21 protein-coding genes and 2 pseudogenes are annotated in these 18,811 nt (G+C 62.8%); 12 read left to right on the forward strand and 11 right to left on the reverse strand.

Annotated features, from left to right (window positions below):
- Positions 1-137 precede the first annotated feature (137 nt).
- The 5 genes and pseudogenes from M9924_12055 (at position 138) to M9924_12075 (ending at position 4,017) form a co-directional block, all read left to right on the forward strand.
- Positions 138-2,228 (forward strand): annotated as a pseudogene (locus M9924_12055) (BspA family leucine-rich repeat surface protein).
- Positions 2,229-2,528: 300 nt separating this feature from the next.
- Positions 2,529-2,627 (forward strand): annotated as a pseudogene (locus M9924_12060) (hypothetical protein).
- 93 nt (positions 2,628-2,720) lie between these two features.
- Positions 2,721-2,924 (forward strand): type I secretion C-terminal target domain-containing protein, encoded by a 204-nt coding sequence (locus tag M9924_12065; protein ID MCO5065133.1) that lies wholly within the window; start codon positions 2,721-2,723, stop codon positions 2,922-2,924.
- A 324-nt stretch (positions 2,925-3,248) separates the two neighbouring features.
- Positions 3,249-3,461: a cold-shock protein gene (locus tag M9924_12070; protein MCO5065134.1), complete on the forward strand. Its 213-nt coding sequence runs from the start codon at positions 3,249-3,251 to the stop codon at positions 3,459-3,461.
- Positions 3,462-3,804: 343 nt separating this feature from the next.
- Complete coding sequence (locus M9924_12075) at positions 3,805-4,017, forward strand: cold-shock protein (protein ID MCO5065135.1); 213 nt, start codon at positions 3,805-3,807, stop codon at positions 4,015-4,017.
- Between the two features lie 113 nt (positions 4,018-4,130).
- Here M9924_12075 and M9924_12080 read toward each other — a convergent pair whose 3' ends face one another.
- The 3 genes from M9924_12080 to M9924_12090 are packed head-to-tail and all read right to left on the reverse strand — an operon-like array spanning position 4,131 to position 5,737.
- Positions 4,131-4,814, reverse strand: coding sequence for an aquaporin family protein (locus M9924_12080; GenBank protein ID MCO5065136.1), 684 nt, complete (start codon positions 4,812-4,814; stop codon positions 4,131-4,133).
- 15 nt (positions 4,815-4,829) lie between these two features.
- Positions 4,830-5,387, reverse strand: coding sequence for an arsenate reductase ArsC (locus tag M9924_12085; protein MCO5065137.1), 558 nt, complete (start codon positions 5,385-5,387; stop codon positions 4,830-4,832).
- The gene (locus M9924_12090; protein ID MCO5065138.1) at positions 5,384-5,737 is read right to left on the reverse strand and encodes a metalloregulator ArsR/SmtB family transcription factor; all 354 of its coding nucleotides are present in this window, start codon (positions 5,735-5,737) and stop codon (positions 5,384-5,386) included. The genes M9924_12085 and M9924_12090 overlap by 4 nt, the downstream gene beginning before the upstream one ends.
- Positions 5,738-5,920: 183 nt before the next feature.
- On the opposite strand from M9924_12090, the gene M9924_12095 reads away from it, so the two are divergent.
- The 3 genes from M9924_12095 (at position 5,921) to M9924_12105 (ending at position 7,400) form a co-directional block, all read left to right on the forward strand.
- Positions 5,921-6,235, forward strand: a complete 315-nt coding sequence (locus M9924_12095) for an accessory factor UbiK family protein (protein ID MCO5065139.1) — start codon at positions 5,921-5,923, stop codon at positions 6,233-6,235.
- A gap of 293 nt (positions 6,236-6,528) precedes the next feature.
- Positions 6,529-7,029, forward strand: coding sequence for a YbjN domain-containing protein (locus M9924_12100; protein ID MCO5065140.1), 501 nt, complete (start codon positions 6,529-6,531; stop codon positions 7,027-7,029).
- 11 nt (positions 7,030-7,040) lie between these two features.
- Positions 7,041-7,400 carry a tRNA-binding protein gene (locus M9924_12105; GenBank protein MCO5065141.1) on the forward strand — a complete coding sequence of 120 codons (360 nt, stop codon included), beginning with the start codon at positions 7,041-7,043 and terminating at the stop codon, positions 7,398-7,400.
- On the opposite strand, the gene M9924_12110 is transcribed toward M9924_12105, so the two are convergent.
- The 5 genes from M9924_12110 to M9924_12130 all read right to left on the reverse strand — a co-directional run bounded on the left by M9924_12110 (position 7,392) and on the right by M9924_12130 (position 11,711).
- On the reverse strand, positions 7,392-8,357 hold the full coding sequence (locus M9924_12110; GenBank protein ID MCO5065142.1) for a helix-turn-helix domain-containing protein: 966 nt from the start codon (positions 8,355-8,357) through the stop codon (positions 7,392-7,394). The two genes, M9924_12105 and M9924_12110, sit on opposite strands and share 9 nt — an antisense overlap.
- A gap of 35 nt (positions 8,358-8,392) precedes the next feature.
- On the reverse strand, positions 8,393-8,953 hold the full coding sequence (locus M9924_12115; GenBank protein ID MCO5065143.1) for an isochorismatase family protein: 561 nt from the start codon (positions 8,951-8,953) through the stop codon (positions 8,393-8,395).
- 102 nt (positions 8,954-9,055) lie between these two features.
- Positions 9,056-10,363, reverse strand: a complete 1,308-nt coding sequence (locus M9924_12120; GenBank protein MCO5065144.1) for an ATP-binding protein — start codon at positions 10,361-10,363, stop codon at positions 9,056-9,058.
- 105 nt (positions 10,364-10,468) lie between these two features.
- Positions 10,469-11,191 carry a response regulator transcription factor gene (locus M9924_12125; protein ID MCO5065145.1) on the reverse strand — a complete coding sequence of 241 codons (723 nt, stop codon included), beginning with the start codon at positions 11,189-11,191 and terminating at the stop codon, positions 10,469-10,471.
- The gene (locus tag M9924_12130) at positions 11,178-11,711 is read right to left on the reverse strand and encodes a MarR family transcriptional regulator (GenBank protein ID MCO5065146.1); all 534 of its coding nucleotides are present in this window, start codon (positions 11,709-11,711) and stop codon (positions 11,178-11,180) included. The genes M9924_12125 and M9924_12130 overlap by 14 nt, the downstream gene beginning before the upstream one ends.
- 271 nt (positions 11,712-11,982) lie before the next feature.
- Here M9924_12130 and M9924_12135 point away from each other — a divergent pair, with 271 nt between their 5' ends.
- The 4 genes from M9924_12135 (at position 11,983) to M9924_12150 (ending at position 14,900) form a co-directional block, all read left to right on the forward strand.
- Complete coding sequence (locus tag M9924_12135) at positions 11,983-12,276, forward strand: hypothetical protein (GenBank protein MCO5065147.1); 294 nt, start codon at positions 11,983-11,985, stop codon at positions 12,274-12,276.
- A 68-nt stretch (positions 12,277-12,344) separates the two neighbouring features.
- On the forward strand, positions 12,345-12,989 hold the full coding sequence (locus M9924_12140; GenBank protein MCO5065148.1) for an MBL fold metallo-hydrolase: 645 nt from the start codon (positions 12,345-12,347) through the stop codon (positions 12,987-12,989).
- 7 nt (positions 12,990-12,996) lie between these two features.
- Complete coding sequence (lgt, locus tag M9924_12145; GenBank protein MCO5065149.1) at positions 12,997-13,830, forward strand: prolipoprotein diacylglyceryl transferase; 834 nt, start codon at positions 12,997-12,999, stop codon at positions 13,828-13,830.
- Positions 13,827-14,900, forward strand: a complete 1,074-nt coding sequence (locus tag M9924_12150) for a class I SAM-dependent methyltransferase (GenBank protein ID MCO5065150.1) — start codon at positions 13,827-13,829, stop codon at positions 14,898-14,900. The genes lgt and M9924_12150 overlap by 4 nt, the downstream gene beginning before the upstream one ends.
- 4 nt (positions 14,901-14,904) lie before the next feature.
- Here the strand turns inward: M9924_12150 and uvrB are convergent, their stop codons facing one another.
- The 3 genes from uvrB to M9924_12165 form a co-directional block, all read right to left on the reverse strand.
- On the reverse strand, positions 14,905-17,166 hold the full coding sequence (gene uvrB / locus M9924_12155; protein MCO5065151.1) for an excinuclease ABC subunit UvrB: 2,262 nt from the start codon (positions 17,164-17,166) through the stop codon (positions 14,905-14,907).
- A gap of 601 nt (positions 17,167-17,767) precedes the next feature.
- On the reverse strand, positions 17,768-17,986 hold the full coding sequence (locus M9924_12160) for a SemiSWEET transporter (protein MCO5065152.1): 219 nt from the start codon (positions 17,984-17,986) through the stop codon (positions 17,768-17,770).
- Between the two features lie 166 nt (positions 17,987-18,152).
- A complete protein-coding gene (locus tag M9924_12165) occupies positions 18,153-18,761 on the reverse strand; it encodes a hypothetical protein (GenBank protein ID MCO5065153.1) in 609 nt (202 codons plus the stop codon).
- Positions 18,762-18,811 lie beyond the last annotated feature (50 nt).

Here is an 18,811-nt window from a genome sequence, read left to right on the forward strand (position 1 = left end):
ATTGTGAAGCCGCGATCCGGTGTTCGCGACGGCCATGACAAGGGTGTGCGACTTAAAATCTGAGAACGTATATAATTTTATACTAAATTAGGAAAATTACCCGATTTAGGATGAAGCACGCATTCTGGAGGCCCGTCATGCTGTCTGAGCTTTTTCATGGACGCCCCACCGTTCATGTCGACGGCATTGTAACCGCATCGACGCGCCCGAGCGTGTTCGTGATTGACGGAAAGCCGTCCGAAATCGCCAATTTCGAGCGGCGGGGCAAAGACCTCATCATCGAGATGACGGACGGACGGGTCCACACCATCTATGATTTCGGCGCGCTCGGATGGGACTATAACGGGCTGGTGGTGCAGGACGGCGAGCGGCGGGTCGAGCTTGACGTAAGCCATGCCGTTTCGCTTGCCGGCGACGGCATCGTCGATGAGCTGATAACGGGTTCGCTCGGCGAAACCGCCGGTTCGCTTGGCGCAACCGCCGGTTCGCAGGGCGCCCTGCTGGGCATTCTGGGCGCGGCATCGGCAGGCGGCGGAGCCGTCGCGCTGGCGAGCGGCGGCGGTGGCGGCGGGGAATCGTCGCCCGCAGCTCCTGCCCCGGTCGTCGAACCCGAAGTGCCGGATGCGGTCGAGACCCCGTTCGAGTTTGCCGTCGCCTCCGATACGGGCGCATCGGCCCACGATCACATCACCTCCGACAACAGGCTCGTGCTTGCCGGCAGCGCCGATCCGGGCGTGTCGGTCGAGGTCTGGCTGAATGGCGTATCGGTGGGCATTGCGCGGGCCGATCAGGACGGCGAATGGTCGCTCGACCTCAGCGGCACGCCGCTGCCGGATGGCGCCTATGTCGTGACGATGCAGGCCACCGACGCGTCGGGACACGCCTCCACCGTTTCGGAGGGCGTGCCGCTCGTCATCGATACCGCCGCGCCTGTTGCACCTTCCGGGTTCGAAGTGGCCCGTGAAGTGGCGACTGAGGCGAACGGCATGCATCCCGCGCCCAATGAAGTCGTGATCTCCGGCACGTCGGAACCGGGCTCGCGGGTGGAAGTGTTCATCGATGGAAATTCGATCGGCACGACAATGGCGGATTCCAGCGGCAACTGGAGCCTCGATCACACAGCCACGCCGCTGGCCGACGGCACCTATGACGTCACTGCCGTCGCCACGGATACGGCGGGCAATGTTTCGCCAGCCTCGCCCGTTTTCGAAGTGGTGATCGACACCACGCACCCCGCGGTGACAATTGTCGGGAACGGCAGCGCGGGCGGGCTGATCGTGTTCAACTTCAGCACGGCCGTCGATGCGGCAAGCTTCACGGAAAGCGACATCACCGTTGCAAACGGCACGCTCAACGCCGGCTCGCTCATCCAGATCGACGCGACGACCTGGCATGCCTATGTGACGCCGGACCCGGGCGCGACCACAAATGTCGCGGTGACGCTCGATGCGGGCGGGGTCAAATCCGCCTATTCCAGCCATTACAATCTCGAAGGCAACAATATCACGACGCTCGACAGATTGTTCAGCCCGGTCACGCCCATTGGCAGCGACGCTGCCGGAATGGATACGTCGCACGCCGTCTCGGCGGTCTCGACATTCGATTCCAATGGGACCTTCAACGAGTATATCGGCGGCTGGGATGTCGGCAATGTCGGCACCATGACGAAGATGTTCTACATGGCGTCGAGCTTCAACCAGGACATCGGCTCCTGGGACACCGGCAATGTGACGAACATGAGGAGCATGTTCGCCGGGGCTGCTGCGTTCAACCAGAACATCGGCGGCTGGGATGTGAGCAGGGTGGCGACGATGGACGCCATGTTCAGCGGCGCGCTCTCCTTCAACCGCGACATAGGCGATTGGGACACCGGCAGCGTGATGACGATGAAAGGCATGTTCGAGGGCGCTGTTGCGTTCAATCAGGATATTTCCACATGGGACGTCTCGAACGTGGTGAGCATGGAAAACATGTTTTCCGGGGCTGCCGCATTCAATCGCAACCTCGGTGCGTGGGATGTCGGAAACGTCACCACCATGCAGGGCATGTTCGCGGGGGCCATCGCGTTCAACCAGTCGATCCTCGGCTGGAACTTCGAGAATGTGACGAACATGAGCCGCATGTTCCAGAACACGGCGCTGTTCGACCAGGACCTGAGTTCATGGAATGTCAGCGGCGTGGAGGACATGAGCCGGATGTTCGACCACGCGGCTGCGTTCAACCAGAATCTCGGAAGCTGGAACATAGCGAGCCTCGGCGATGCGACGGGCATGTTCACGCAAAGCGGCATGTCGGTCGCCAACATGGACGCCACGCTGCGCGGCTGGGCAAAGCTCGACGCAGGGGAAGCGATCCAGAACAATGTCAATCTGGGTGTTGCGACCTACAGCGACGCGACCGCCGCGCAGCACCTGATCGACGAATATGGCTGGACGATCACCGGAACGCTGGCCGCCGGGAGCCAGGCGGGGACCTCGGGCAACGACACGCTCGTTTTCAGTTCGCAGACCTCGGCGCAGTCGATCCACGGCCTCGGCGGCAACGATACGATCATCGGCGGTTCCGGCAATGACTGGATCGTCGGCGGTGCGGGTGTCGATGTTCTCACCGGCGGCGCGGGTTCGGACACGTTCCAGTATGGCTTCACCGATGCAGGCGACGACCTGATTACCGACTTCACGATTGGAGTTGGTGGCGACACGATCAATCTGGCCGATCTGCTGGAAGGCTACAGCCCCGGCGCGTCCGATCTTTCTTCATATGTGACGGCGGTCAGCGATGGCGGCACCGGCACGATCATCACCGTCGACCATGACGGCGGTGGTGCGGCGACAGACCTCGTTTCGGTTCGCCTGCTCGGCGTCGGCTATACCGCCAACCTGCTTGACGATCTTGTCAGCAACGGAAATCTGGTGCTGGCCTGATGCGCGGGGCCACGACGGCAGTTCATCGATCGGGAGAGACAAGCATGAAGTAGTCTAAATTAGTATTTGATAATATCAATTTAGATTTCCTGTCTCATATTGCAGTCTTGCCACGGACATGTTTCCGTGCGATAAATTTCGTGTTCGGGCATTTGCAACCCGGAGACTGGAACGTTTTGGACGACCCTTTCCCCGACATCGTAGATATCTGACAGACCCTTGCCTGGTGAGGGTCCGATCGTGCGCGATGCATGACCGCCAGGGTAAACGGATCGAAGCGCATCGCCAGATCCACGACTGAAACGGGTGAAGGAGTTTCCCCAGATGTCCCAGACCGGTACCGTAAAATTCTTCAACGCAACCAAAGGCTTCGGCTTTATCACGCCAGATGGCGGCGCCAAGGACGTGTTCGTCCACATCTCCGCGATCGAAAAGTCGGGCCTGCGCACGCTCGTCGATGGCCAGAAGGTTTCCTTCGACATCGAGCCTGACCGCATGGGCAAGGGCCCCAAGGCGGTCAACCTGCGCGCCGAGTAAATCGGCGGCAGACTGCCGGACAGGCAATAGATCTGTTCTGAAAGCGCGGCGCTTCGGCAGCCGCGTTTTTTTTGAAGCAGCCCGCGCTGTTCGGGCCGGAAAAGATTCGCTTGCCCAAACTGCCAAAATAATGGACAAATTTGCACTTCGGGAAGTTGCCGGCCCGGAGATAGGAATGGTGCGTCCTGCTGCCGCGATACGGCAGCGGGAGACGGTCGCGGAAAAGAGGTTTTGGCAAGGACCCGTTGCGGCGCGCAAGCTGTTGCTACTCCTCCAGTCAACTGCCTGGGCGTGCGGAGAATGGGCCGCGCGACATTCAGACTTGGGACTAGAGGAGTCTACGATGCCGCAATCCGGCACTGTCAAATTTTTCAACCATGCCAAGGGATTTGGCTTCATCACGCCTGAAGATGGCGGCAAGGATGTATTTGTCCATATTTCTGCTGTACAGGCATCCGGCCTGCCGGGGCTGGAAGATGGTCAGAAGGTGACATTCGAGACCGAACCGGACAAGCGCGGAAAGGGACCGAAAGCGGTCAACCTTACCGTCGGCTAGGCCGCAGTGACAGGGGTGGGCGTCGTTGCCTGGCGTCCCCCATGTTGGTCTGAGAATATTGCAGCAGGCACAGGGATTTTTGGCCAGGATTGACGCCGCGCGGCAGTCCCTTCCTATCCGTTTTTCTGCGTTTCCCGCTTCTTGAACATCCATGCGCAGAACATGAGCGCGAGCAGCGCGCCGATCAGTTCCGCCACGATGAAAACCGGCACGTCGACCGGCCTTATGCCGGCGAACGTGTCTGTCAGGCTGCGCGCGACGGCAACAGCCGGATTCGCGAAGGATGTGGAAGCCGTGAACCAATATGCCGCCGCGATGTAGAGCCCGACAAACAATGCGAGCGAGGCTTGCGCGAAGCGCAAGGCGGCAAGGATGACAAAGAGCAGGCCGAACGTCGCCACGGCTTCGGAAATCCACTGGTTGGAGCCGAAGCGCGTCACGTTCGACGTCTCGAATATCACGCGTGCGAACATCAGATGCGCGGCCCATGTGCCCGCAATGCCGCCTGCGAACTGGGCGGCGACATAGGCCACGCAGTCCCGCAGGGTGAGTTCGCCGCGCAGTGACATCACCAGCGAGACGGCCGGGTTGAAATGCGCGCCTGAAATCGGCCCCAGCAGGCTGATAAGCACCACCAGCATCGCGGCGGTGGCCATGGTGTTGGCCAGAAGCGCCAGGGCCACATCGCGCGTGAGCGTGGAGGCCATGATGCCCGACCCGACGATGGTGGCAACGAGCAGCGCCGTCCCCAGCGCCTCAGCGACCGCGCGGCGGCGGATGTCGAATGCAAAGGACATCGAAGCCGGCCGTCCTCACCGCTGGATGGAGGGAGCGCCGGTCGCCTCCGCAGGCTTCGTCGAGAGGGCAGTTGCGCCGTCGCTCGCGCCGATGCGGCGCAACTGGCGCTCCAGCGCCAACCGGTCGACAGCGGCAATCGGCAGGTTCAGGAATGCCTCGATGCGGTTCTTCAGGTAGCGGGCGGCGGTAGAAAACGCGCGTTCCTTGTCGATGTCCGAACCTTCGACTTCGGCAGGGTCCTCAATGCCCCAATGTGCGGTCATGGGCTGGCCGGGCCAGACTGGACAGGACTCTCCGGCGGCGTTGTCGCAGACCGTGAAAACGAAATCCATGACAGGCGCTCCGGCAACCGCGAACTCATCCCAGTTCTTGGAGCGCATGCCGTCCGTCGGATAGTCCATCGCGGCAAGAACCTTCAGCGCGAACGGATTGACGGCTCCCTTCGGTTGGCTGCCGGCGGAAAAGGCCCTGAACCGGCCTGCGCCTTCCTTGCGCAATATGCTCTCCGCCATGATGGAACGGGCGCTGTTACCGGTGCACAGGAACAGCACGTTATGGATTCGATCGGTCATTGGGCGGTTTCTTTCTCAGGAGCGCAGCAGGTGGAGGGCGTCAGGATCGGCGCGCAGATTTCAGGATGGCCGGCGCAGCAATCCTCCATCAGGAAGCGCACCAGATCGCCGAGCGCGCGATATTCGATGCTGTAGAAGATCGTGCGGGAATCGCGGCGCTGCGAGATCAGACCCGCGCGCTCGAGTTCCTTGAGGTGAAAACTGGCGTTTGACGGAGAAACCCCGGCCTGTTCGGCAAGCGCACCCGCAGCGGTCCCCTCTGGACCTGCCACCACCAGCATCCGCAAAATGCGCAGGCGCGTCTCCTGCGAGATTGCGGAGAAAGCGAGAAGGGCCTGTGCTTCGTCCATATTTCAATATTCCTACAAATATTGAATCGATTTCTAGCGCAAGACCCGCGGATTGCCAACCGGTTTTTTTATTGGCGGATGGGGAAGGGGGCGTAGGAAAGGCTGTCGGCCCAATCGCCCGTTTCCATCTTGTATTCACCGGCAGCCGCCACTAATTGCTCTTTCAGTGGTGAGGACAAAGCGATGGCAACCGGCCCCAACAGACTGCTCGACGATCTCGCAAAGCTGATGACGGATGCGGCGGGCGCGGCGCAGGGCGTGCGCCGCGAGGTCGAAACGGCGTTTCGCGCGCAGGCCGAGCGGTTGCTCAACACGATGGACCTCGTGCAGCGCGAAGAGTTCGATGCGATGTCGGACATGGCGCGCAAGGCACGTGAGGAGAACGTCAAGCTCGCGGCCCGGATCGAGGCGCTTGAGGCGAAACTGGGCGTCGAGGCTGCCCCCGCAGCTTCGGGAAAGGGTGCAAAGCCCGCTTCGGCCCGCACTGCAAAAAAATAATCTAAAATTTTGTCCACAGCGCACGGCTGAAAAAAAGCCTATTGGCTGAATCGCTTAGCACCTTCGCCTGAATCTTTTTGGCAGGCGCTTTCCACACTCAGTCGCGAAATGGGGCTGGCGCTGAGTCAGCGCATCAATACACTGAATTTATTCAATGATTCGCGGCGGCCAAAATGCCGTGGATTGAGTTACGGCGCCGTGTGCGTGTTGGGTGCCGCCGGGGGTTTCATTCGTTGGCAAAGACTGGGGTTGGCCGGGGCGCCGTCGCGCGTCCCTGACAGCGGAATGGGCATATGGAACTGATTGAAATCGAAATTGCGCGGGATGCGCACCCGGTCGACGTGATCGAGCAGGTCGCCCAGAACAATGACTGGGCGTTCGAGCGGGCAGGCGACGACGAAATATCCATCTCCGTGACGGGAAACTGGTCCGACTACCACGCCTCCTTTTCGTGGATGGAGGATTTCGAGGCGCTGCACCTGGCCTGCGCCTTCGACCTCAAGGTGCCGGAAAACCGCGTCACCGAAATCATGCGCCTCCTGTCGCTCATCAACGAGCAATTGCTGTTCGGCCATTTCGACCTGTGGGAGCAGGAAGGCGCGATCATGTTCCGCCAGTCGCTGCTGCTGTGCGGCGGCGCGGAGCCGACGAGCCGCCAGGTCGAGGTGCTGCTGTCGAGCGCGCTCGAAGCCTGCGAATGCTATTTCCAGGCGTTCCAGTTCGTCGTGTGGTCGGGCACCAACGCCCGAGAAGCGCTGTCGCACGTCATGTTCGAAACCTCCGGGACCGCCTGACGGATTTTCGCATGGCGCTTTCACCCGAGCCGAAGCCACAGATCGTTTTCGACGATTTCGAGAAGGTCGATATTCGTGCAGGCACCATCGTCGAGGTGGAGCCTTATCCGGAGGCGCGCAAACCTGCCTTCAAGCTGAAGATCGACTTCGGTCCGGTGATCGGGGTCAAGCGCTCCTCGGCGCAGATCACGAAGCACTACACGCCGGAAACGCTGGTCGGCAGGCAGGTGTTCGCGGTTGTGAACTTTCCGCCGCGCCAGATCGGCAAATTCATGTCCGAGGTGCTGACGCTGGGCTTTCCCGACGAAGAGGGCGAGGTGGTGCTCGGCGCGATCGAGCACACCGTGCCGAACGGCGGACGGCTATTCTAGGACCTGCTCGCGCAGGCGGCGGGGTGATGCGTCCTGCAGGCGGTTCCACACGCGCCGGAATTGCCGCGCGGAGGAAAAGCCGGCGCGCTCGGCGACCGTCTCCATGTCCAGCCTCGAACCCGTGACGAGTTCGCGCGCCAGCGCCACCCGCACAAGGTTTACATAGTCCGTTACGCTCATGCCTGCATGCTCGTTGAAAAGGCGCGACAGGTTGCGGGGGCTGGTTGCCGAGATGTCGGCGAGCCGCTCCACCGACCACGCCCGCGCCGGCTGCGCCACAATTGCATCCTGCGCGCGATGAATGGCCGGGTGAATATGGTTGCGCCCTTCCAGCCAGGGGGAAAGCTGCGGATCGCCGCCGCCCCGCCGCAGGTAAACGACGAGATAGCGCGCCACGGCCAGCGCAACGGCATGGCCAACCTCCCGCGCGACGAAGGCCAGCATCAGGTCGACGCCAGCGGTGATGCCCGCGCTGCTGAGGCGCTCGCCATCCTCGACATAAAGCCTGTTCTCCCGGACTTGCGCGGTCGGGGTCAGCCGCCGAAGCTCGTCGGCCACCTCATGGTGGGTGGTGCATTCGACCCCTTCCAGCAATCCGGCCCGCGCCGCCAGAAGCGCGCCGGAGCATATCGTCACCAGCCGGATGCCGGGCACAATCGCCCGGCGCAGCCATTCGATGGTGGCCTTTTCCAGCGGTTCGTCCCGTTGGCGGTCGCCGGGCGCTGCGCCGAGCGGCTGGTCGGCCGCGCCGGATACGACGACGACCGCGCCTTCGGGCAGCGACTCCGGCAGCGGCTCGATGCCCGCAAGTTCGAGGCCGATCGAACTGCTGGCCGTCTGCGCCGGGCCGATGAAACGGACGGCGAACCGAACGGCGTCCTGCTCGAGATTGGCCTTGCGCAGCACCTCGATCGGGCCGGCAATGTCGAGCAGCAGGGCGCGCGGCGGAACCACCATGAACAGGGGAACGGTTCGCGGCGCGGCTCCCGTGTTCACGCCGCCTTCTTCTCCGTGCTTGCGTCGAGCGCCTGCTCAACCGTCACAACGCGGCAGAAGCGGCCTTCCAGCACCAGCTCGGTGCGCGCGCGGATTTCGGCGGCGCTCCATTCCCTGCCGCGACTGTCCATCATCGGAAAGGTCAGCGTCGCCTCCGACACGAAATCCACCTCGTAGCCCAGGTCAGAAGCATTGCGCGTGGTCGTCTCGCAGCACTGCTCGGTGCGGATGCCCGAGACGACAAGCCTTCGGATACCCTTTTCCGTCAGCCAGACATCGAGGCCGGTGCCGATGAGGGCGCTGTGCCGGGTCTTGCGAAACAGCATCGCCGGCTGGATGCGCAAGGGTTTCAGCGTGGTAACAAATCCCGACGCCTCGGAAAATACGCCCGCTTCCTCGACATGAAAGATCTGGATGACGGGAATGCCTCGCGCTGCCGCGCCGTCGATGAGGGCCTGCTGGCGTTCGATATAGGAGCCTACCCCTTCTTCGCTGAAATAGGGGCGATGGCGGAACGATTCCTGCGCGTCGATGACGAGAAGAGCTGTAGCGGACATTTCAGGCAACTCCGTTGTGAGAGATGTATCCCACATACTCCCATGCAGAAAAGGCCGGAACGCGGATGCCGGACAAATATGGGACATTTCACGCCAATCGGCTTACATCGGCGTGCGTATGATGACCCGCAATCCGCCAAGGGGGCTGTCCGCCAGCACGATGTCGCCGCCATGGCTGCGCGCCACGTCGCGGGCGATGGCAAGCCCGAGGCCGGTGCCGCTCGAATCGAGGTTGCGGCCGCCTTCCAGCCGCACGAACGGCTTGAACACCTCCTCGCGCTGGTCTGCGGGTATGCCCGACCCGTCATCGTCTATGGTGATGACCAGCATGCCGGGGCGGTGCGTCACATCCACTTTCACGACCTTGGCGTAGCGGAATGCGTTGCCCACAACATTGTCGAGCAGCCGGTTGAACGCCTGCGGCCGGACATGGACGATGGGGTCGCCGGACAGGCTGAACGTAAGCTGGCGACCGAGCAGATCGGCTTCCTCGTCGATCCGTTCCAGATAGGCGCGCAGGTCGAATACGCCTGTATCTTCTTCGGCCTCGCCACGCGCGAACTGCAAATAACCTTCCAGCATCGACTGCATGGCGTCGATATCCTGATTCAACGCTTCCCGGTCAGCCTTGGAGCCGACCAGCGCGAGCTGGAGCCGGAACCTCGTCAGGATGGTGCGCAGGTCATGACTGACCCCGCTCAGCATGGCGGTGCGCTGCTCGATCTGGCGCTCGATGCGCTCGCGCATCTGGATGAAGGCAAGTCCCGCGCGCCGCACCTCCTCGGCGCCTCGCGGACGGAAATCGCGTGGCGCAGGCCTGCCGCGCCCGAAACTCTCCGCCGCTTCGGTCAGCGCGATGATGGGCCTGATCTGGTTGCGCAGGAAGGTGATCGCGATCACCAGCAGAACCAGCGAGGTGCCGACCATCCAGACCAGGAAAATGTGCGTGTTGGAGGGCGCGGTCTGCTTGCGCGGCGCAAACACCTGCAAGACCTTGTCGGGGAAGGCGACGCGCATCTCCACGGTGCGCGAATTGCCGACCGTGTCGATCCAGAACGGCAACTGGACGCGGGACGCGATCTCGTCGTGCAGCGTGTCGTTCAGCACGTCGAAGAAGGGCGCGCCGCTCTGTTCCGGCAGCGGCTCGGGCGGCAGCACGTAGACGTTGAACTCAAGCCGGCTGCTCGCGATGCTGATGATGTCCTTGTAGTCGCTTCCCGGCGGAGCCTCCTGCACGAGGTCGACCACGGTTGCCAGTTCGCGGGCGGTCGCTGCCGACAGCCTTTCCGTCACGGCGCGCCAGTAGCGGTCCATGTAGACATAGGCCACGACCGATTGCAGCAGGATCATCGGCATGACGACGATCAGCAGCGAGCGCGCATAAAGCCGCTTCGGCAGGTAGAAAGACATCTTGCGCCAGAAGCGGTTCCAGGATTCGCGCGCGCCCGAAAGCGTGGCGCGAAGCCCGCCGGTCGGTGCGCTATCGAAATCCGAGGAGGCCATCGCGCCTGTTCGCTACTCCACGCTCAGCCGGTAGCCGATGCCGCGCACGGTCTGGAGCCACACAGGGTTTGCCGGGTCACGCTCGATCTTGCGGCGCAAGCGGTTGATCTGCACGTCGATGGTGCGTTCGCCGACTTCCGAATCGTTGGCCACCAGTTCGTGCCTCGGAATTGTTTCGCCAGCCCGTTCGGCGAAGATCGCCATGATCTCCTGCTCGCGATCGGTCAGCTTCAACGGCTCGCCGCCCCGCTTCAACTCGCGCCGCGCGATCTGGAACGTATATGGCCCGAAAACCACCTGCTCCACCTTGGGCTGGGGCTGCGGGCCGCCGCGCCGCAGGATGTTGTTGATGCGCAGGATCAGCTCGCGCGGGTCGAATGGCTTCGGCAGATAATCGTCCGCGCCCGCCTCCAGCCCGGCGATGCGGCTTTCCGTTTCCGAAAGCGCGGTGAGCATCAATATCGGCACCTTGCCCCTTTCGCGCAGCGAAGCCGTCAGTTCCACGCCGGATTCCCCCGGCATCATTACATCGACGATCAAAAGGTCGAAATCGAGACCTTCAAGTTTGCGGCGGGCATCCGCCGCATTGCTGGACACAGTGACCCGAAAGCCGTTCTCGGAGAGATATTGCTTGAGCAGGTTTCGGATGCGCGTGTCGTCGTCGATGACCAGCAGATGAGGGGCATCGTCGCTCGGCGCGCTTGTCCGAGGGCTTCCGCGATCAACCGTTTCCATTTGTCCTCCCAGACAATTGGCCGGGCAATTTATCGATCTGCCCGCGCAGTTCAGGGTTCACCATGGCCTTCAGGAAGCGCTCGACCACGTCGCGCTCCTCCAGCCCGGAGCATTCGAGCGCCGCGCGAATGCGCCGCGACTGGGGCCTCGCCAGCGCCAGCGCCAGCGAGCGGCCTTTCGGCGTCGGGTAAAGCTCGCGCTGCCGCCCGTCGCGAGGCCCGCGCTCCTGCACGATGTGGCCGCCGTCGATCAACTGCTTCAGCACGCGGCCAAGGCTCTGCTTGGTTATCTTCAGCACGTCGAGCAATTCGGCGACGGTCAGTCCCGGCATGCGGTTGACGAAGTGCAGCACGCGATGATGCGCGCGGCCATAGCCGAACTCTGTGAGTATCTGGTCCGGGTCGGAGGTGAAATCCCTGTATGCGAAAAACAGCAACTCTATCAGCGCGAGGTCGAGACCGTCCTCGTCTGTAATCGCCGCCTTGAGCGGCATTGCCGCCGCCCCGTTCCGCTCAGACATCACGTCTCCCATATGCGCGTCTTATGTCAGTAGTATTGACATAATTGGGGCTTCGCTACAATTTTGCCAAGCTTTTGCATGGATTGCGACCGAAAAGCCCGGATACGCGACGGTTTCGTGCACAAATCATGTGCTTTTCGGTTCCGGAGCCTCGCTCCGCGGCGCCGCGGCGTTGCATCCGCCGGTTCGGCGGCCACAGGATCGTTTGACATTCGCCAGAATCAGGGTCTGATATCCGCGCCGGCACTGGGCCGGTTTAGCGTGGAGGGAAGTGACGATGGAAGCTTTGATGCCGATCATCGTGCAGGTTATCACCGGCATTCTGGGTGGACAGGCCGTGGGGGCAGCAATCTCCTCGGCAGTGATGGGACAACTGCCGAAAATCCTCAGCGGAGCCATCGGTGGCATCGGCGGGGCTACCATACTCGGCAGCCTTCTCGGTGGTGCGGATCCGGCTGCCGTTTCGGATGGCGCGCTCAACCTGAACAACATTCTTGGCGGCGCTGGCGGCGGCGCAATCCTCACCGCGATTGTCGGCCAGATCATGAAGGCCATGAACAAGTAGCGCCGAAGCGAATATGTAAGGCGGGCGGTCGCTTGGCCGCCCGTTGTTTTTTTGGAAGGATATGGAAAATGGGCCGATTGAGCGCCGGGATCGTCCCCGTGACGCCGTTCCAGCAGAATTGCGCAATCCTGTTCGACGACGAAACGAAGGAAGGCGTGGTGGTCGACCCCGGCGGCGACGTGGACCGCATCGTCGAGGCGATCACGCAGAACGGGCTGACGATCCGTCAGATCTGGCTGACCCACGGCCATCTCGACCATGCGGGCGGCGCGATGGAACTGAAGGAGCGGCTGGGCGGCATCGAGATCATCGGTCCGCACAAGGACGACGCGCAGCTCCTGTCGAACATCGAGACCCAGTCCGAGCGCTACGGCATCGGCGGAACCATGCGCAATTGCACACCCGACCGCTACCTTGAAGAAGGCGACACCGTTTCCTTTGGCGACCACAGCTTCAAGGTGTTCCATTGCCCCGGTCACGCGCCGGGCCATGTCGTTTTCTTCAACGATGCGGCACGCTTCGCCCATGTCGGCGACGTGTTGTTCCACGGCTCCGTCGGGCGCACCGACCTGCCGGGCGGCAACCATGAAACGCTGATCCGCATGATCAAGGAGAAGCTGCTGCCGCTTGGCGACGACATCGGCTTCCTGTGCGGGCACGGCCCCGGCAGCCGCTTCGGCGACGAACGCCGCAGCAATCCGTATCTGGTTTGAATCCATGATGTTTCCCGCCGAACTGCCCTTTCCCGACATAGACCCGGTCATTGTCCAGCTCGGGCCGCTGGCAATTCACTGGTACGGCCTCGGCTATGTGGTCGGCATCCTGTTCGGCTGGTGGTACGCCAAGCGCCTGTGCACCGACACGCGGCTGTGGCCGAACGGCAAGTCGCCGATCAAGGCGACCGACATAGACGATTTGCTGGTGTGGGCCGCGCTCGGCATCGTGCTTGGCGGGCGCATCGGCTATATCCTCTTCTACGACCTGTCGCGCTATCTCGCCAATCCGTTCGACATATTCGCCGTGTGGCAAGGCGGCATGTCGTTCCATGGCGGCTTTCTCGGCGTGCTGATCGCGATGATCGTGTTCTCGCTCAAGCGCGGCCTGCCGATGCGCAGCCTGTTCGACGTCATCGCGCCCTCCGCCACGGTGGGCATCGGCCTCGTGCGCTGCACGAACTTCATCAATTCCGAGCTTTGGGGCCGCCCGACCGATGTGCCGTGGTCGATCGTTTTCCCGAATGGCGGGCCGTTCGCGCGGCATCCGAGCCAGCTCTACGAGGCGCTGCTGGAAGGCTTCGCGCTGTTCCTGCTGCTGCGCTACCTCACTCATGGCCGCCTGAGGCTTGCGACGCCGGGCTTCGTGGCCGGTGCCTTTGTCGCGGGCTATGGCTGCGCGCGCATTTTCGTCGAGTTCTTCCGCGAGCCCGACGTGCAGATCGGCTATCTGGCGGGCGGCTGGCTGACGATGGGCATGGTGTTGTCCGTGCCGCTGGTGCTGGTCGGCGTCGCGCTGATGGCGACGGCACGACCGGCGCGCGGCCAAATTCCGGCATGAACGGACTTGGCGCGAGGATCGCCGCGCTGATCCGTGCGAACGGGCCGATTTCCGTCAGCGACTACATGGCGCTGTGCCTGTTCGATCCCGAGCACGGATATTACACGACGCGCCAGCCCTTCGGGCGCGGCGGCGATTTCGTGACCGCGCCGGAAATCAGCCAGATGTTCGGGGAACTGTGCGCCGCATGGCTGGTGGCGGCATGGCGCGACCTCGGTGAACCGTGCGACTGCCTCGTCGCGGAGATCGGCCCGGGACGCGGCACCATGATGAAGGACATGCTGCGCACACTTGCGCAGGTGGCGCCCGGCCTTGCCGGCAGCGTGCACCTGATCGAGGCCAGTCCCCGCCTTGCCGCCGTGCAGAAAGAGACGCTGGAATCGTCAGGCGTTGCGGCGCGTTGGCACAGGACATTCGCCGACCTGCCCGAAGGCCCGCTTCTGCTGGTGGGCAACGAGTTGTTCGACGCGATCCCCGCGCGCCAGTATGTGCGCACCCGGGAAGGCTGGCGCGAGAGATGCATCGCGCTCGGCAAAGAGGATGCATTCGTGTTTGTGGCGGGAAGCGGGGGCATCGATCCCCGGCTGCTTCCGCCGGCGGCGTCGGATGCGCCCGAAGGCGCGATCTTCGAGGCATCGCCGGCGCGCGAGGCGCTGGTTCAGCAGATCGCGCTGCGCGTGGCGCAGGGCGGCGGCGCGGCGCTGTTCTTCGACTATGGCCATCTCGAACCCGGCCTCGGCGATACGCTGCAGGCCGTGCTCGATCACCGCTACGACGACCCGCTCGCCCATCCCGGTCTCGCCGACCTGACGAGCCATGTCGATTTCGCGGCGCTGGCTGCGGCGGTGCGCGGCGCAGGGCTTGTCGCCCATCTTGCGACGCAGGGTCACTTCCTGCTGGCGATGGGCCTGCTGGAGCGGGCGGGCCGTCTCGGCGGTAACGCGTCTGAAACCGTTCGGGAGGAGTTGCGGCAGGCCGTGGAGCGGCTTGCCGGGCCGGACCGGATGGGCAATCTTTTCAAGGTGCTGGCGTTCAGTTCAGCAGCCAAGAAACCGGTCGGGTTTTCCTGATCCCCTAGTGGCCCGGACGGCCCGTCTTGTGCGATTTGCGCCCCTGTGCCCGCTGGTCGGCGGGGTCCTCATATGAACCCGCGCCGATCTTCTCGCGCTTGACGGGCTTGACGCCCTCGACCGGCTTTTCGGTGCGGCCGACGGTCATTTCATCGAGCGTGTTCTTGCGGAACAGCGAGGTGCCTTCGTCCGCTGTGCGGTGGCGCGCAATGCCCTTGTTGTGTTTGCCTTTCTCGCGCCCGCTGGCGGGGCTTTGCGCCTCCACGTCGCGCGCCATCGGGTCGTCGGAAATCGCCAGTTCCATCTCGCGCAACCGCTTGATCTCGTCGCGCAGGCGCGCCGCCTTCTCGAAGTCGAGGTCGGCGGCGGCATCGCGCATCTGCTTGGTGAGCGCTTCGAGATGGGCGGTGAGGTTGTTGCCCATGAGCGCGCCTTCGTTTCCGGCAAGGCCGCTGATGTCGGCGCGCACATGGTCCTTCTCGTAGATCGAATCCAGTATGTCGGCGATGCGCGACTTCACGCTTTCCGGCGTGATGCCGTGTTCGGCATTGTAGGCGAGCTGCTTTTCGCGGCGGCGATTGGTTTCCGCCATCGCGCGTTCCATCGAGCCGGTGATCGCGTCGGCATAGAGGATGACCTTTCCGTCCACATTGCGCGCCGCGCGCCCGATGGTCTGGATCAGCGAGGTTTCGGAACGCAGGAAGCCTTCCTTGTCGGCGTCGAGGATCGCTACGAAGCCGCATTCGGGAATGTCGAGGCCCTCGCGCAAGAGGTTGATGCCGACCAGCACGTCGAACGCGCCGAGCCGCAGGTCGCGGATGATCTCGATGCGCTCCAGCGTGTCGATGTCGGAGTGCATGTAGCGAACGCGGATGCCCTGTTCGTGCAGATATTCAGTGAGGTCCTCGGCCATGCGCTTGGTCAGCACCGTGACCAGCGTGCGATAGCCTTTCGCCGTGGTTTCGCGGATTTCGCCCACGACGTCGTCCACCTGCGTCTTGGCGGGCCGAACCTCGACCGGGGGATCGATAAGGCCGGTGGGGCGGATGACCTGCTCGGCGAACACGCCGCCCGACTGCTCCATTTCCCAGCCGCCGGGCGTCGCCGAAACGGCGACGGTGAGCGGGCGCATGGCGTCCCACTCCTCGAAGCGCAGCGGCCTGTTGTCCATGCAGGAGGGCAGGCGGAATCCATATTCCGCCAGCGTCGCCTTGCGCCGGAAGTCGCCGCGATACATGCCGCCGATCTGCGGTACGGTGACGTGGCTTTCGTCGATGAAGATCAGCGCATTGTCGGGCACATATTCGAACAGGGTGGGCGGCGGCTCGCCCGGCGCGCGGCCCGTCAGATAGCGCGAATAGTTTTCGATGCCCGCGCAGGAGCCGGTGGCCTCCAGCATTTCGAGGTCGAAGCGCGTGCGCTGCTCCAGCCTTTGCGCCTCCAGCAAACGCCCTGCCTTTTCAAGCTCTTGCAGGCGGCCTTGCAGCTCTTCCTTGATGGACTTGATAGCTTGATTCAAGGTCGGGCGCGGGGTCACATAATGCGAGTTCGCATAGATCTTGACGCTTTTCAGGTCCATCGTCTTGTGGCCGGTCAGCGGGTCGAACTCGGTGATTGCCTCGATCTCATCGCCGAAAAGCGAGATGCGCCAGGCGCGATCCTCAAGGTGGGCCGGAAAGATTTCGATGGTGTCGCCGCGCACGCGGAAGGAGCCGCGCACGAAGTTCACGTCCTGCCGCTTGTATTGCTGCGCCACGAGATCGGCGAGCAATTGCCGCTGGTCGAGCCGGTCGCCGATCTGCATCTGGAAGGTCATGGCAGTGTAGGTCTCGACCGAACCGATACCGTAGATGCAGGAGACGGAAGCGACGATGATGACGTCGTCGCGCTCGAGCAACGAGCGGGTGGCCGAGTGGCGCATCCGGTCGATCTGCTCGTTGATGGAGGATTCCTTCTCGATATAGGTGTCGGTGCGCGGAACGTAGGCCTCGGGCTGGTAATAGTCGTAATAGGAAACGAAGTATTCCACCGCGTTTTCGGGGAAGAAGTTCTTGAACTCGCCGTAGAGTTGCGCCGCGAGCGTCTTGTTGGGTGCGAGGATCAGGGCAGGGCGCTGCGTCTGTTCGATCACCTTTGCCATGGTGAAGGTCTTGCCGGAGCCGGTCACGCCAAGCAGCACCTGGCTGCGCTCATGTGCGTTGACGCCTTCGACCAGATCGCGGATCGCGGTGGGCTGGTCGCCCGCCGGCTGGTACTCCGACACCATCTGGATTTCGATGCCGCCTTCGGACTTGTCCGGCCGCGCGGGGCGATGCGGCGTCCAGACCTGGCCGTTCTTGTGCAGCGGGTTGCCGGATTCGATCAGCGCCGAAAGCGCGGCCACCGTGGCGGTGATGCCGCTGTTGGAAATGGTCTCCGCATCTTCCAGCGCGATGTCGAGACCCGCGACAGGATTGAGCCCGGCAGCGGCGCGCTCGCGCGCGCTGGCCGCGCCGCCCATCGACGTGCCGCGCCCTGTGCGGGTGGGCGCTGCCGAACGTTCGGGAATTTTCTTCGGCTGTTTTGCGCGGCTCTTTCCCTGCTCTTCAGCTTCGCGCTCGATCTGTTCGGCCCAGCCGGAGACAGGCCCTTTCAGCGGTGCGCCGGTGAGCGCGGGCTGCGGCGCTTCGCCGAAGCCGTCCAGCGGCTCGGATGCGTCGCTGTAGTCGGTGAGCGGGCTGCCACGCTTGCGCGGAGCGGACGCGGTCTTGCTGTCGGACGATTTGGCCATTGCGTGAATATGGGCAGAGTCAGGCAAAATGGAAAGGGCGCGCGACAATTGCTGCGCCGCCACTGTCGGCCTGCTGACACAAGGTTGTCAGGAAGTTTCAGCCGTAGCGCAGCTTGAGGCCGAGGATGGTGACCACGAATATCAACGTGATGCCATTGGCAAAGACGATCGGGAAAGAACCGATGAAAAGGCCGTAGACGAACCAGAGGAACACGCCGGTCGCCAGAGTGGCGTTGGTGCCGAGCGAGATGTCGTGCGTGCGTCGCTCACGCAGGATTTTTACGATCTGCGGCAGCCAGGCAAGCGTGGTGAGCATCGCTGCGACCGAACCGATGAGTTCAACTGAAGCGGACAAGGACGGAACTTTCAGAGAGGGATTGCGCGGCGCAGCATATGACTGAATCGAGATCGCTTTGGAAGTGAATTTCCTCATCAGGTATAAACAGAGCGTGATTGTGGTTTATCGGGGCCCGATCCTTGGCTCAGGCGTCCCTTTTCCGAAGTTCGAAGAAGAAGAGGAAAATCGACAGCGCGACGGCGAGGTACAGGAAGCTTTCCTTGAGGAATGAACGCCAGCGCTCATAGCGGTCGTTGAGCGCCGACAGCGTGTTGATGCGCGCCTGGTTGTCCGTGACCCGCGACAATGCTTCCGCGACAAGTCCGTTTTCGAAATCCTGCAGGCTGTTGACGGCTTCCGGCGTGTCGTAGCCGGTGTGCACCATGTCCTCATAGGGCTTCATCCGGTCGTCCCAGCCCGAGGGATGCAGGATCGCCGCAGCGCGGCGCAGCGAGCCCATGGAGGCCGATTGCGAGCGGTAGAGTTGGTCGCCGACATAGCGCAGCTTCATGTCCGCCGAGAGCGCGGCCAGCGTGATGTTGAGCGTGGCGCGCGACAATTCGTTCGCCTGGAACAGCGTCACGAAACGGGTGAGGTCGTCGTTCTGGACTTCAAGCTCGGATATTTCGGACCGGACCGGCTGCTGCCAATTGTCGAGCACGCGATAGACCACGTTGCCGCTGATCCATGAGCCGATGGAAGGCAGCGCGAGAATGAGCGAGACAAGAAGGGCCGAGCGGTTCATCCCGGACATCTTTGTCCTGTCTCTTGGCGGGTTTGTCTATCGGGAAAGAGAGGACTCCC

It is taken from the genome of Rhizobiaceae bacterium, from assembly GCA_023953835.1.
In the GTDB taxonomy this organism is placed as follows: Bacteria; Pseudomonadota; Alphaproteobacteria; order Rhizobiales; family Rhizobiaceae; genus Mesorhizobium_G.

Coding starts and splice junctions, on each gene's coding strand:
- M9924_12070 (MCO5065134.1), top strand. CDS start 3,249: ATGTCCCAGACCGGTACCGTAAAATTCTTCAACGCAACCAAAGGCTTC.
- M9924_12075 (MCO5065135.1), top strand. CDS start 3,805: ATGCCGCAATCCGGCACTGTCAAATTTTTCAACCATGCCAAGGGATTT.
- M9924_12080 (MCO5065136.1), bottom strand. CDS start 4,814: ATGTCCTTTGCATTCGACATCCGCCGCCGCGCGGTCGCTGAGGCGCTG.
- M9924_12085 (MCO5065137.1), bottom strand. CDS start 5,387: ATGACCGATCGAATCCATAACGTGCTGTTCCTGTGCACCGGTAACAGC.
- M9924_12090 (MCO5065138.1), bottom strand. CDS start 5,737: ATGGACGAAGCACAGGCCCTTCTCGCTTTCTCCGCAATCTCGCAGGAG.
- M9924_12095 (MCO5065139.1), top strand. CDS start 5,921: ATGGCAACCGGCCCCAACAGACTGCTCGACGATCTCGCAAAGCTGATG.
- M9924_12100 (MCO5065140.1), top strand. CDS start 6,529: ATGGAACTGATTGAAATCGAAATTGCGCGGGATGCGCACCCGGTCGAC.
- M9924_12105 (MCO5065141.1), top strand. CDS start 7,041: ATGGCGCTTTCACCCGAGCCGAAGCCACAGATCGTTTTCGACGATTTC.
- M9924_12110 (MCO5065142.1), bottom strand. CDS start 8,357: ATGGTGGTTCCGCCGCGCGCCCTGCTGCTCGACATTGCCGGCCCGATC.
- M9924_12115 (MCO5065143.1), bottom strand. CDS start 8,953: ATGTCCGCTACAGCTCTTCTCGTCATCGACGCGCAGGAATCGTTCCGC.
- M9924_12120 (MCO5065144.1), bottom strand. CDS start 10,363: ATGTCTTTCTACCTGCCGAAGCGGCTTTATGCGCGCTCGCTGCTGATC.
- M9924_12125 (MCO5065145.1), bottom strand. CDS start 11,191: ATGGAAACGGTTGATCGCGGAAGCCCTCGGACAAGCGCGCCGAGCGAC.
- M9924_12130 (MCO5065146.1), bottom strand. CDS start 11,711: ATGTCTGAGCGGAACGGGGCGGCGGCAATGCCGCTCAAGGCGGCGATT.
- M9924_12140 (MCO5065148.1), top strand. CDS start 12,345: ATGGGCCGATTGAGCGCCGGGATCGTCCCCGTGACGCCGTTCCAGCAG.
- lgt (MCO5065149.1), top strand. CDS start 12,997: ATGTTTCCCGCCGAACTGCCCTTTCCCGACATAGACCCGGTCATTGTC.
- M9924_12150 (MCO5065150.1), top strand. CDS start 13,827: ATGAACGGACTTGGCGCGAGGATCGCCGCGCTGATCCGTGCGAACGGG.
- uvrB (MCO5065151.1), bottom strand. CDS start 17,166: ATGGTGTCGGAGTACCAGCCGGCGGGCGACCAGCCCACCGCGATCCGC.
- M9924_12160 (MCO5065152.1), bottom strand. CDS start 17,986: ATGCTCACCACGCTTGCCTGGCTGCCGCAGATCGTAAAAATCCTGCGT.
- M9924_12165 (MCO5065153.1), bottom strand. CDS start 18,761: ATGTCCGGGATGAACCGCTCGGCCCTTCTTGTCTCGCTCATTCTCGCG.